At 58.4% G+C, this 13,250-nt stretch carries 6 protein-coding genes; all 6 read right to left on the bottom strand.

What is annotated here, in order from left to right; all coding sequences use genetic code 11:
• Nucleotides 1-313: 313 nt before the first annotated feature.
• Complete coding sequence (locus NUW46_RS08430) at nucleotides 314-1,543, bottom strand: hypothetical protein (RefSeq protein ID WP_222464265.1); 1,230 nt, start codon at nucleotides 1,541-1,543, stop codon at nucleotides 314-316.
• Nucleotides 1,544-1,854: 311 nt separating this feature from the next.
• Nucleotides 1,855-2,571 carry a sulfite exporter TauE/SafE family protein gene (locus NUW46_RS08425; RefSeq protein ID WP_418141832.1) on the bottom strand — a complete coding sequence of 239 codons (717 nt, stop codon included), beginning with the start codon at nucleotides 2,569-2,571 and terminating at the stop codon, nucleotides 1,855-1,857.
• Between the two features lie 14 nt (nucleotides 2,572-2,585).
• Nucleotides 2,586-6,431 carry a hypothetical protein gene (locus NUW46_RS08420; protein WP_418141831.1) on the bottom strand — a complete coding sequence of 1,282 codons (3,846 nt, stop codon included), beginning with the start codon at nucleotides 6,429-6,431 and terminating at the stop codon, nucleotides 2,586-2,588.
• Nucleotides 6,428-10,222, bottom strand: a complete 3,795-nt coding sequence (locus NUW46_RS08415; protein WP_418141830.1) for a hypothetical protein — start codon at nucleotides 10,220-10,222, stop codon at nucleotides 6,428-6,430. The genes NUW46_RS08420 and NUW46_RS08415 overlap by 4 nt, the downstream gene beginning before the upstream one ends.
• Nucleotides 10,223-10,231: 9 nt before the next feature.
• Nucleotides 10,232-11,194 (bottom strand): hypothetical protein, encoded by a 963-nt coding sequence (locus tag NUW46_RS08410; protein WP_418141829.1) that lies wholly within the window; start codon nucleotides 11,192-11,194, stop codon nucleotides 10,232-10,234.
• A complete protein-coding gene (locus tag NUW46_RS08405) occupies nucleotides 11,191-13,227 on the bottom strand; it encodes a hypothetical protein (protein WP_305966229.1) in 2,037 nt (678 codons plus the stop codon). The genes NUW46_RS08410 and NUW46_RS08405 overlap by 4 nt, the downstream gene beginning before the upstream one ends.
• Between the last annotated feature and the right edge of the window lie 23 nt (nucleotides 13,228-13,250).

Raw genomic sequence — 13,250 nt, 5'->3', positions numbered from 1 at the left:
CCGTGCCTGAGCTCCCTCGACGGGCGCAGGCATGCTTGAGTACATTCTACACTCCTTGCGGACCGACACTCCCCGGCCATCTTCGCCAACTGCTGGTAAAGATTCTGCTCAGCCGAGGCGGCGCTTGTAAGAAACGCGAGCAAAACGGCGAAAATGGAAAATATGCGAACGACAGCTGAGTTCATCGGGCATCCTCTCTTAGTAGTTGTTAACCATCATGGGGCCGTATCTCCGCCTCAGACGGTCAAGGGTTATAAGTAGCCGTTCGTCCAACTGTTTTTCCCACAAAATAACGTTCAGGCAGCCAATGGTTTTATGGCTTGAATGTCAGAACTTGCGGAACAATATTTGCCCTTCCCCCACCTCCCTGAAGAGTAAAGGCGGACGCCATCCAATAGGTTTTACGGCGTGGGTCTGGCTGGATATCGAGGTAGTCTCCCCATGCTCGAGCGTGGGGCTGGTGGCTAGAGGCATCCCCCAGAGCCATCTGCCAGTTTGGCAAAGCATTTGAATCGCTGTCATCCAGCCACCCAACCCCCAGCGTTGGATGGCGGCCCCCGGCACCGCACACCGCTACTATGCCCACATCGCCCCGTTGGTTCGGGCAAACGGACGGATAAGCCCAGGCCCGGTCCGAATTCCACAGATCGGGCTCATCAATCAGCTCATTCGAACTCTTCCGGATTCTCACCACGCGTACGAAGGGAAAAGGGTGCTGAACATCCGCCGAGGCCACCCAGACGAAACCAAGAACACCGCCTGACTCCCACGCTCCGAGAACGCGATCATCCATGCGATTCATCCATTGACTTGTCGCATCATCAGGTTTTGCGTAGGGGCCGTCGCGCCAATGCCTCACAGCGACGGAAACTTGCGAGACATCCTCTTCGTCGTCAGGCCATCGGAACACCTCGATAGATGGCTGAAAGTAGCTCAAGCTGGCAAAGATCGCCGTACTTCCCATGCCCCGACAAAAACGGAGAGATCCGAATTCTTCGGTTGACCAGGCTTCCCGGGAGATCGCTTCACGCGCCTTCAATTGATCCAGCGACAGTCGTAACACCACCGCTCTTTGCCAGCGGTCCGTGGTTGTGCTGAACACGTTGAACGACAGCAAGAGGTGGTTATCTGATTCGGCCAGATCGGGGTAATCCAGCCAGGTCCCCGACCACTGTTCGTCAATGTCCGTCGGAGTTGTATCCCACCAGGTCCATGTACCAGGCGCGCCGGATGAACTGACAGCGACACGAATCAGGTTTCCTTGGGTGGTCTTGGAAAACTGCAGAAGCCAGATCCAGAGCCGTCTGGAAGAGCAGTAGTGAATGAGCTGATCGCAACAGAATCCAGCACCTGCGGGAGGCAATTCCGTATAGGGGTCTACAAACACCCAGTTGTCGCCACCATCGGTGGATCGGGAACAGAACCAGTTGCCCGTGACGATAATGCGTTTACCGGAGCATGCCAAAGCGGGTTCCAGGATTGTACCTGCCTGTCCCCCGGTGTCGCCGCTGTTCAACCGCTTGGTATCGACGATAGCTGTCATGGCTTCTTGCCTTTCCGGCCTTTGGAACCCTCATCGATGACGGCCTCAGGCGGTGCCGATGTTTGCTCATCCGGTCCTCCCTCGGCTTCCGGCTCCGGCTGGCTTTCCGATGACGGACGAGAGATTTTTCCGGGCCCCGGCGCCTTTCGACGCGGCGAAATGTTTTGATCTTTCTGATCGAAATCAGGTTTTTCAGCCGGTTGTCCGGAGGCCACCTTTTCGGCTGCGTCTCGTGCAGGTTGCTTTTCAGGTGCCTGGTCAGTCAAAGAATGGTGTTTTCCCACTCCCTTCTTCTCTTTTGGGTCCGCCATTTATGTCACCAGTCGCAAGATATAGCCGCCCATTACGGTCCAGAACAGAACGCTATACCAGCGTTCTCCCAGTTTCCTGTTGATGGTTCTTCCCAGCAAGGTACAACCCGCCATCACCGGGACCAGAATACCTGCCAGAACCAGATGCTCGGTTTGCAGCAAGCCGGACTGACTGAACACCACGGCCTTGGTCGTGTCGCCGACCAGGGACACCAGAGAGGCGGCGCCCACAAAGTAAAAACGCTCAAGCTGCAGGCTGCGAAGTGCAACGCCCTTGAGCGGCCCCGAAGTACCTGAAATACCTGAGGTAGCGCCAGAACAGAACGCTAGCCCAACCCCCCAAGCTTTTTTCGCGCGATGATAGGGCGAAAACTCCCACACGAGAGTGACAACAATCACTAGCGCAACGGCATACCGAATCCATAGTTCTGGCAGTTTAAGCATCAGAGTCGCGCCCAGTGCGGTGCCCAGCAGAACTGCGATGATGACAGCGCCGGAGGCCCTCCAGGGCAGGGTTTTCCGGTAAACCGCCACCTTCGCAACGTTGTTCCAGGCCAACAACAAAGCAGCCACGGCGATCCCCTCTTTGGTACCGATGGCCATCATCATGACGGGCACCAGAATCAGGGAACCGCCGAGGCCCGCTGCAGCGGAGACAATAAACGACGCCGGGATGGCCAGCGCCAGAAGGATCAGAGATATCGCATCAAGTTCCATCGGTGCGTCCTTGCTTAAGGGAAAAGTTGATTGCCGGGTCGAGGCCAGACGCTGACAACCCGGGCCGCAGCATAGGGCCAGTTGCGCACCAGATTTTCCACGGAGGTAACCGGACCCGTTGGTACTGCCGAAAAAACATCGTTTGTTGAGCCGACAACAGCCAGGAGCAGTATCCGATGACCGGTCGAAACGCCGGAAAAGTCCACGTTGATCGACACGGCTCGTGGCATTCGAGCAGCCAGGTCAACCGACAAACGGTTCAATGGCGTACCGTCAGCCGCCAGCGCCACGTTCCATCCCGGAGGTGTCGGCTGCGGCGCTCCGCCGGTCAGGCTGCGGACAAAGGGCACGACGTTTGTGCAATCCGTTCCCAGCAACGTGTTTTGAGAGGCTCCGGAACGCCATAACAGCACCACAAACGCTCCGTTTGCTGCTACCGGCCGGGTGTCTCGATGGTGCAGCAAGACATCAACGGTGCTTCGCTCGCGGTATACCTGCCAGACTGAGTTCCTGACTCGCCGGGGTACCACTGTTTCCATCAGGTCAATCTCCGAACCGGGTAACGCCGGTACGGCTGCATTTTGCCAGGGTGCCCTGTAGACACCCGGCGAGCCGTTCTCGTCAAGTGCGTTGGCCATGACGTCAGCCCACAAGGCAGCATCTATTCGTCTTGCGCCCGGGTTTGCAATGCCTCTCAAGCGGCGGTGGCGCTCAACAAGATCACCCATTTGGTCACTCCACTCACCATTTGGGATAACGCTGGGGTAAATCCACCGGAAGGCGGTCTGGAACGTCCAGAGTTGGTAGCGCAGATTGCCGTTCCAGATGTTGGTTCCCCGGAACGATGGCGCTGTCCCTACCGGTGCCTCTGGCCGTACAACGATATCCGGGCTCGCGAAAAACGGCTCCGCCGTGGCCCCGGGACGACGACGCGGATTTTGCATGGGGGTCGGGAACATGCGGCGGTCATCCCTTGGGTGCACCCGCACATAGGTTCGGGCGGGCTCAGCTGCAGCGAGATTGACCTCCCAAACGCCCCGGGACTGCAAGGTGGCCCTCATCAACCTCGGCGACGTGCCCGCGCCGGACGGATCTTGCCAGATGTGAAGGTCCTGCACGACCGCTTCCGGCAGACCGTTCACAAACAGCTGCCATGGGCCATGGGCATTGCCCGCGATTCTGGTTGCCGTCCATACCGCTGTCGAAGTACCAACGTACACGGTATTGGGATTCGCAGGGTCAACCGTAACCGAATACGCCGGATCGATCGGACTGGTTGCGAGAGGGGGCATGGGTGGCAGGGCCTGACCCAGGCCTGTCAGCCGACAACCGCCAGCAGCGTCATCGTAATAAAAACAGGAGTCTGCAGCAGCGGTTGGCGAAACGGCAGCCACCGCTGCGGATGTTGGCGTAGCTGGAACCGCCGGTGTCCAGGTATTGGTCTGGCCGGTTGTCACGAGATAGAAATCGCTGGTTCCCGGAACTGGAGCAATATCTGTGAAAAACGTAGCCTGCGGTGTTACCAGTGGCGCAGCCGGCGCCGCAACGCCCGGGCCGATCAACGCGGTTGACGTCCAACGCCCCGCATTACCGGGATCCTCGCTGTAACGGATAACCCCCTGATTAAATAAGGCCAACAGAGTGCGCTCATCGACCCATTTCACCGTGACCACCGGCCCAAAACCTGCTGGCGGTACCCCAAAGGCCATGTTGGCTGCAGTGCTCGGGGTTCGGTTGCCCGGACGGCCATCCCGCCACTGCACAAAGGTGCCAGCGGCGGTTATGGGTAACACTCTCCACGTGTTCGGGTTGCTGGTACCCAAATTGTCGGTCACCCAAACCCTGTTGGTACCCAGCGCTACCCTGCCCAGGTTCCCTGCCGCACGTCGAACAGTATCGATACCCGAATAGAAGTTACTGGCATTGGACTCCGGATCGTTGTTGATCAGATTACACGGCGCTCGGTATCGGCCCGCCGGGTCACAGGCCCAATCCGCATTGGCAAATTGCCCCATCACGTAGTGGGACTGAACCGGGTGAAATGTTACCCCACCACCGTCGCCCTGCATCGACGTCTTCATCTCCCAGACAGTGCTTCCAACCCGGACCTGTCGGCCATTGTCCTGACAGCCGAGCATCGAAAAATGGCTGGAGGTGGGATGACTGGCACTGAAGATAGATTCGATGGACGCAAGGCCCACGTTTCGGCTGCTGAAGGTATTGGTTTGGCCATCGCGCAGGGAAACGAACACGCCGCCATCGCAACCCACCCAGATTTGCCGGGATCCATCTGCATTGGTGGCTTTCCTGAGAGAATGAACGTCCGGGTGGACTGCATCGCCGATCAGACCAGGCTGTGTGGCTCCTGCGTTCGTGCCGACTGGCTGATCGGAAACGCCCGGAGACGGTACGAGGTTGTTGCCATTCACGTCGAAAGCCCAAATGGACGCGTTCCAGTTATTGACCTGAATGAGCGACCCGCCGATATAGACCCGGTCTGTCCGTACCGGCGGTGGAACCAGAGCCGTATTCCGGGTCGTAACGACGATGGCCTGATCATAGTCACGCTGGCCGGGCCAGAGATTGGCGGCGGATGGAACGTTATTCAATGGGTTGGCAACGGGCGCGGCATCACCCGGATTTGCTATTTGCCAGATATGGGGCACAGGATTCCCACCGGCGGGATTAGTGGTCACCTCACCGAGAATATACAAAGCGGTGTTGTCATCATTCACCGCCATGCTCATTCTTCCATCCAATCTTCCCGTGGCCGGGACAGTCGGTGCCGGAAGAAAGTTCTGCGTAATCCAATTAAAGGTGTTGCCGTGATCGTCTGAGAACGCAATGCCTGAGCTTCGAAAACACACAAACAGTCGATTTCCGACATAACACAGATCGGTCGGCGCACGATTGACCGGGGCCATGGCGGCCCCGTTTGCGGGCGGCGATGGCGCGGGGGCAGGCAACGACAGGGCTGACCAGGTAAACGAGAGGTTACCGCCAACCATGGATCGAGTGCCCAGATAAAGTCCGCCGCCCTGGATGTTCCAGCCAAGATCCCGACCACCTGAAGTGGCTGCGATCACACGATCTCCGGCAGCTCCGGGTGCGGAGCCGGGAACGCGTACCATGCGTGTTATCGACACGCCCTCCAGAGCGGCAATGCCCGTCGCAGTTTCCCAGGGGTCCGAACTGACCGCACCGGCGGCGGGTCCTGATGCGGCGAGAATGCCAACCCCGCGAATTGCATCAGCGCCATCAACACCCTGCATCGCGTCGAATTCACCGGTACCCACCATCACAAAATCAGCACCGGCGTTGGCACCGAAGTTCACCAGTAAACACCCACAGGCGAATGCGCTGGTGTTGCCACCGAACCGCCTGGGCTCGTTGGCCCAGCCCCCCAGGGGTTCCCAGGTAGCGCCACCGTCGCCGGTATACCAGACGCCACCTTTGGCCGTGCCTGCGTAGGCGCGTTGGCCATCAGGGCTTACGGCCAGATCACGAACCCGGCCAGACACTCGCGGCCTACCCTCAGCCTGCCCCTGACGAACCACCGAGGGCCCGATCGGCACCCACCGATTGGTATTGTTGGCGGGAAACGCCATGGGGGCGGGCCCCAGGCCAGCCGAAGAACGGGCAGACGTTCGGGCCGGAGGTTCGCCGAATGGACCAATACCCTCGCGCTCCATTAACGCCTTCATGGAGGCCGCCAACGCCTGTTTGTCGGGTGAACCCGAAATTGATGTTAAGAAGCTATCCCTCGCGACCGCGTTTTTTCGCTTCTCGGCTTTCCTCTTGCGGCGCCGTGCAAGCGCTCGTTCCTGAGCGAGAGTAGGATCAACCGGTACATCACTCATGACTGATCCTCCTCAATGATCCGAATCCAGCCCTCCTGGAATTCGTGAGGCGTTCTTGGCAGAAGTGCTGACTGCGTCGCGGCAACGATGGGGTCGTCTCGCCAGGTCAAGGGGCCGGTCCGACGGGTGAACTGTTGCTTCTCGCCCAGAAGATTGACCTTGGGTAACCGAATCTCCTCAGGATCAACAAGCACCGGACCTACCCGAACAGAAGGGATAACCCGCTTTAGGCCATCATTGATCCAGGCGTCATTGAGAGCCAGTGACTTTCTCGGCAGAACGCCGGAGGTAAGGTGAACCTTGCCAGCTGGCAGCATCAACAGCGTCAGCGTATGGCAGGTACCGGGCCGGACGTAGAAAAGATCCTCGTCAACCAGATAAGGATGGTCCAGTGGCTGGACATCCGGAACATGAACCTTGCCCAGCAAACCCAACTGCCCTCGGCGACGACCGCTCTGCCTAGCCAGCGCACCGATGGACTTGTCGACGAGATGGAACTGGTCGTAGTTGTCATCAATAAAATAACCGAGCAGTGAATCGTCGCTGCGCTGGAGATCGCCCAGCCGTAACGGAAACGCCTGATCCCGGAGCGCCTCGAACGCGGCCTTGCGGGTATTCGCCGTTTCAATTGAATCCACTCGCACATCGTCAAGATCGTCGGGTACATCCAACCTCAGTGTCGCCTTGACCACAGCGATGGGACGCCCCACCAGGCCGGCAATCGATGACGACCCCAATGTACTGAAGGTATCCACTGTCCAGAGTGTGGTGTCGATTGCCCTCAGCAAACCTGTCAGCGAGCTTTCGGTAGTCGGTAGCTCCCCCTTTCGATGCTGCACATCCGTTCTGATTACCCCGGAAACAAGATTGCCCACGGGCGTTGCATCGGGCGGCAGATCGGCCATAGGGCCAGCGCCCGGGGGCAAGGGCCTCCCCGGAGCTGGCTCCCAGCGGACCGCTCCGGTCAGCCCATGATGACTGATCTGGCCCAATGGATTCCCCCTCTTATCGAAAGCTTCGAGAGATTCATCAATGTGGTCAGGTAACAGAAAGCCGGCAACAGGGTTAACCGCCAAGGTTGGCTCCAATTGATTCACAAAGGCTTCAGGAGCCAGTGCCGGGTCGCCCTGATAGGCCGGGTCGACCAACCGAAAAAGCCAGCGCCCGCCCCCCTGGATGCGCAGTGGCATCTTCATGGCAGAGGTATCATCCGGTATTTCCAGGGGTGTGGTGGTTTGAATGTCCGTGGTAGGCACGTCAAGGACACGGCCAAATGCATCCACCAAACGAAGCGCCTTAAAGGAGATGGTTCCCCCGAACAAGGTCAAAGGATCGGCAATAACCTCTGGCCGGTCATCGGCGCCAGGCGTGGAGAAGAATCCGCCCAGATAGTTCAGGCCCAGGAGTTGTTCCCTGACCCCATCCAGAGAGGCCGACGCCAGATCCTGGGGTTTGATGAAATCCGCCAGGGTATTCAATGTGTTTTCCTGGGATGCCGTCAGCGTATCGCCGGTGGCCTCCCTCTCCTGCTCCGCCGCAACCCAGCGGCTGATACCTGCCTGAAGAGCCGTCCCCAGGCCCCGATGCAGCGGGCTACGGCCAACAATCTCAATCATCTGGACATCATTGGCGTCGGTTTTTCGCACCATGTCCAGTTCATCGAGCTGCCAATCAGTCAAAGAAGTCGAGCCCTCCAATTCAATCCGCCATTCCAGCCAAAGCGGCACCCAGGGCTGCCGCCAGGCGGTAACCCCCAGTGGGCTCGGGCTCAGCCCCTCAAGGTAAGAGGCAACGGCCAGCTCAGCCGTGATTTGTTTTTTAAGGGACGTCTCCCGGAAAGAGAATTGCTGCCAGGTTTCCTTTCCCGGTGCTTGCGGATCCGCAAGGCTGCCAGACAAGGTGTACGCCCCGCTGCCGTCATAGCGACCATCTGCAGAGTAGAGCCGCAGCATCTCTCCTTCGATGCGGCTCTGGTACTGCGGGCGAACCTCGTCCTTGTCGGTGGCAGCATTGGCCAGCCAGCGGCTGCAGTAAGGATTCAGAACCAGAGCTTCACGTACGATGGTCAACACTTCGGGGGGGACTGCGCCCGATCCCAGCGTGGGCACCAGGTCTTTCGCCTTGACCACGCCTTTGATGCCTTTCACCGCCTCATTGGGGTAACGGCACCGTAAACGGCCATTTTCATCGTGGAGTCCGTCATAATGATGGCGCAGGCTTGGCTTGGCACCTTTTATGGCCAGCGACGGGGGCTGAGGCATGAAAAGACGGGGCGCGGGTCGTTCAACGGTGCGCCGGTCTTTGAGCGCGCCCCGAATCGCATCGGATTTGAGCTCGATTGGTGGAGCTTTCGGAGCTTGCATTTCCTCGCTAAAGACAACTTTGTCACGCCAACGAGGCAGCGGCGACACCCGTTCGGCGGTGCTCTCCTTGCTCATCCTGGCTCGCCCCTTTCGCCCGACTGACGTTGGGTTAACCGACGCGGAGTCCTCAACGCGCAGGTGATCGAGTTTGGCTGCAGGCAAGGGTTTGCCCGGACGAGAGCTGAACATGTCGTCGTGCTCTCTCTCGGCAATATCCCGGAGGCCGTCCTGACTGCCCATACGGTCCATCAAATCGCTGGTGAAGGCAGCGGCCAGCATTTCAGCGGCACGCCTCTGGGAAACGCTATCGCCGATGGCATCTGCGCCGAGGGCGGTAACCAGATCATCCGTATCAAACCCGGCCGCGACCGACAGCGCCTCTGAGGATGGTCGCTCGTCAATGACCGGCAAGTTCTTTCCAATGGGCACGCCGGAAATCATGCCGTGAAAAAGCGACATGAAGGTGGGAGATTTCTGGGCAATAAACAACTTGGAGGCTTTATCCACCGGCAGGCCCATTTCCGGAGTCATGTCGGCGTAAGTGAAAGATTCAACACGGCCTTTTGCCACAAAACTGGTTGGAGTTGCCTCAGCTGGCTGCTTCATCTCCCCTTTCGATAACAGACGTTCCAACACGGCCAGATCCGGTTCGTTGCTGGGCGGCTCGGCTTCCGGATCCAGATACCATCCAAGGTCGGCCATCACATCCAGCAAGTCTTTTTTGCTAACCACCGCCAGCGGATCTTTGTCCATGTCCGTATACCAGCCCGCAACGGTGTAGGTACCGGCATCTTTCTCAAAACCGTCTTTCGCGGTCTTTCGAAGTTCTGGCAGATCTTCCAGGGCATCATGGAAAGCGAAACGATTGGCACTGGCATGATAAGACGCGGTCCAGAGCGGCGATCCGCCTACGGTCCCGTCCAGAGGTTCATAGGCAGGCTGTTCCGAGGTACCGAAATTCGATCCGTTAAAGGAGCCCAGAGGCCGAATGCTCGCGGTTTTTGCATCGATCACCCAGCCTCTTATCATGGGCCGTTTAATGCCGACGGGGAAAAGCGCTCGCACCACAACCCAGTGGTTGGGCAGCTCTGTCATTTCCAGCTCGCCGCCTGCAGCTGATTCGCCCCCCCTCAGGAGCGCATCGGGAAGTGCCCAGTGCAGGTGAACACCATTTTCCGGCACCTGCCCTTCAGCAAAAGGCGCAGGGTCGCCAGGCCCACCGGTCACGGACACCAACGGCTCCGGGTTGGATTCTTTTGCAACATAGGCCTGAACATCGATGGGAACCAGGATGCGTTTGTTCCGCCGCAAATCCGGGTCCCAGGTATTGACGGCGGCCAGGTCCGTATCGGCTCGAACCAGCCAGGCCCAACGTTCGTCATAGACCGCTTTCGTGAGGGTCTTTTTCTTCAACAGATGTTTGAACATAGCGCCCCCTCACAGCTTGAATGTGGCGTTAACCATGGGCTCATAAGCCACGGTCGCCCGGAACATGGCAGATATCGGTGGAACCTGAACCTCTCCAAACACCTGCCGCCATGGGAATCGAATTAACTGCAAGGCGTACTCCGCGCTGTCCAGACCATCGCCCGCGCCGGTTTCATCATGCTCAGCCAGAGCCGCGGATAACCGCCGAATATCAACAACACCGGATGACCCCACGCGAAACGGCACGTCTATGTCCTCCACGTCGAGGTAGCTGAAGTCGCTCTTCCTGCGGGGAGTCAGCGTTGCTGAGCGTTGGCTACCGTTATCCTCGTGTTTGAAGCCAAACTGGACGCCCTGGCGCGGTTCCTCCAGGTGAACAACTTTGGGAACACCATCAAACAGGCAGAGCAAAACGGCGGGGGCCAACCTTTCCAGACGCAGCAGCCGGATTCGTCGGGGATCGTCCTCTTCGAACCGGGCTTCGTCGCCCTCCTCCGGGTCTACATCAAAAGCCCGAACATGCATGCCCGGCCACCCGGATACGGCGGCGGAGCGAAGCAGAAATCCGGTAATGGGCCCCGTTTGCCCAGCTAGACGTGGGGCGAGCGTGCGACGACGTACGTTGCGCTCTTCGGTATCCAGTTCGGCGCGGATGGCGTTGTATTGGGCATCCAATTGGATGCGGTCGTCACTATTCACAGTGCCAACGCTGAGCGCGCCCTGGACCAACGCATCCGTCCAACGCCGATCCATGTAAAACCAGCGAATCGATTCTTGCGGGAGGAGCTCGGAGTCCGCCACCAGATTGGCAAATGGAACCCCGTTGAGCAGCCGCAAGCTGACTAACCAGTTCCTCAGCTCCGCGGGCATCGCGGTGTTTTGGTCAATCCTGAATTCGCTGAGCGGAGCCCGTGCGGTTTTTTCCAGCTCCTGGCCGAGGTTTTCGAGGATGTCCTGGTTTTTGTTGATCATGACTCGTCCTCATCCGTGAAATCTCTGGGGCGGTCCCGCAGGATCACATCCAGATTGTCATTCAAGCCCTCTCTGATCAGGCGATCTGTGACCGGAAATGCAGGGCCGGTCAGGTGTTCGTTGATCAGTTCATTCGACAGCGTGCTGGACACCAGATCGACACGCTGTCGGTCCAGATCCGCCTCCAGGGTTTCCCGCAAATCGACTTTGCCCAGTTCACGTGTAAGCAGGTCTTCTTTGGGCACTTGGACACCCCGCAAACCCTCGAAAACTTTGTTCAGGTCGCCGACGAATAAGGCCGGCTCCAGCCCCAACCCCCGAGCAAGCACGGTGGTGGGCTGACCATTGAATTCCAGAGGCCGTCCGGGTCCGACTTGGGGCATTGGATTTCCCAGAAACTTTTCAGGGGTTCTCACAACAGCATCGGCAAAGAAACGCCCTGAAAGCCGGCCCAGATGGCGGATGTCGATTTGATCAATGCTTGCCCCGAGCACCTCCTCCCAGAGAATTCTGTTTTTTATGAGCAGGGACTTCAGTCGGGCAGCGTGATAGTCGTTTTGTCGCCACCGCATCAACGAAGCGATGATGGACGGTTGAGACAGTGTGAGAAGACGGCCCGTTTCAAAGGCAGTGGCCAGTGACAGATCTTCCCGGCCATCCGGTATAACCACTCGTAGCTGGTCTGAACTGTGTGCCAGCTTCAGTCGATCAGCACTGGAATTTCGGGTGGGATGCGGCACCAGCGGTCCTCTGTACCAGGACCGTACCTTGTCACCCTCACGGGTTTGGTGGCCCAGACCCACATGCCCACTTTCGGCAACCTCCAGAGGCAGGCGGCCACTCACGGATTTCTGACCTGGCCCAACATCGCCAAGCAGACGGGAGTCCAGGTTTTCCATCAATGATCGGAAGGTGGTGTCGCCGGTCGTGGTGAAACTCCAGTGCAGTAAAACCGGGAACCGATATTCGGGGTCCAAAGGCAGGGCCTCGAAGGTTTGAATCACCCGAAAGGGCTCGGCCATATTGAGAGCAATGTCTGCCGAAGTGGAGCCTTTGGACTTTTTGATGGCCCAGGTACCGGAGCCGGAATATGGGACCGCGCCGGCAGTTGCCGCAGCACCGGACTTGAATTGTGTCGATCGGGAGCCTTTGACGCCCGGCGCCAGAGGCACCGGCTGAGTCAGATTCTGAAGGTCACCGGCATTGATTCCCGCGGCCCGTGGAGCCAGAGCCGTGCCCATCACCTGATGGTCGTCGTAACTGGCCATACTCTGGTGAACGGTACTCTTGACCATGAAAGGTGTAACGAACGACGGCACCGGATCCGGGGACCGGTCCAACAGCACATCGTATTGGCCCTCAAGATTCACCAGGCAGGCCAGATACTTCACCGGGGCATCATTGCCGTCTTCGTCCTTACCCGGCACAGGCAGTCGGTTGCTGATGACAACGGCAAGAAACCCGTCATCATCACCCATCATCAGTTCGGTATCGTGGATGTCTACTTCCCGGGCATGAGCCAGCAGGTCCACGTCGTTTTTGGTGGGAAAAACCTTATCGATGATTGATTTTCTGATGGCTAGACAGTTGCCCTTGGCGACTTCTTTTAATCCGTCGAGTTCAACGCCCTCGGTTACGCAATTCGCGACATCAACGCCGGTTTCCAGCCTGGCTTCCCCTTCGGCGATGAGCACAAGTGCCAACCAGGGTGTATTGGCGGGTGCACCGTCAAGGCGGCGCTCCCATGGCAGAGTCCGCCTTTTGATGACCACCTGTGGCAGGCGGCTGCCATAGCTACCAAAAGAATTGGCCGGTGGATAGGTCGACAGAATCTGATCAGGCGGCAGAATGTAGCGCGGCGACCGAATCCTGAGGTGGATATTCTCCTCGTCCACCTTCAGCGCACCGGCATCCAGACTTGCCTCCGGCGTTTGCGCTGAGAATTTCTGGTTGGCCCTTATTCGCCACAGTCCGGCCTCCAGAGGCGGATTCAGCTTGGCATAGAGCTTGAATTTTCCTTCACCAACAGGCATCGCTTGCTTCCTTCTTGCTATCC

This window comes from Marinobacter sp. MA (assembly GCF_048298425.1).
Classification (GTDB): domain Bacteria; phylum Pseudomonadota; class Gammaproteobacteria; order Pseudomonadales; family Oleiphilaceae; genus Marinobacter; species Marinobacter salsuginis.
This window is presented reverse-complemented; position numbering and strand designations above follow the sequence as displayed.

Bases quoted from the DNA above. Each gene is read 5' to 3' on its own strand.
- NUW46_RS08430 (WP_222464265.1), bottom strand. From the start codon at position 1,543: ATGACAGCTATCGTCGATACCAAGCGGTTGAACAGCGGCGACACCGGG.
- NUW46_RS08415 (WP_418141830.1), bottom strand. From the start codon at position 10,222: ATGTTCAAACATCTGTTGAAGAAAAAGACCCTCACGAAAGCGGTCTAT.
- NUW46_RS08405 (WP_305966229.1), bottom strand. From the start codon at position 13,227: ATGCCTGTTGGTGAAGGAAAATTCAAGCTCTATGCCAAGCTGAATCCG.
- NUW46_RS08410 (WP_418141829.1), bottom strand. From the start codon at position 11,194: ATGATCAACAAAAACCAGGACATCCTCGAAAACCTCGGCCAGGAGCTG.
- NUW46_RS08420 (WP_418141831.1), bottom strand. From the start codon at position 6,431: ATGAGTGATGTACCGGTTGATCCTACTCTCGCTCAGGAACGAGCGCTT.
- NUW46_RS08425 (WP_418141832.1), bottom strand. From the start codon at position 2,571: ATGGAACTTGATGCGATATCTCTGATCCTTCTGGCGCTGGCCATCCCG.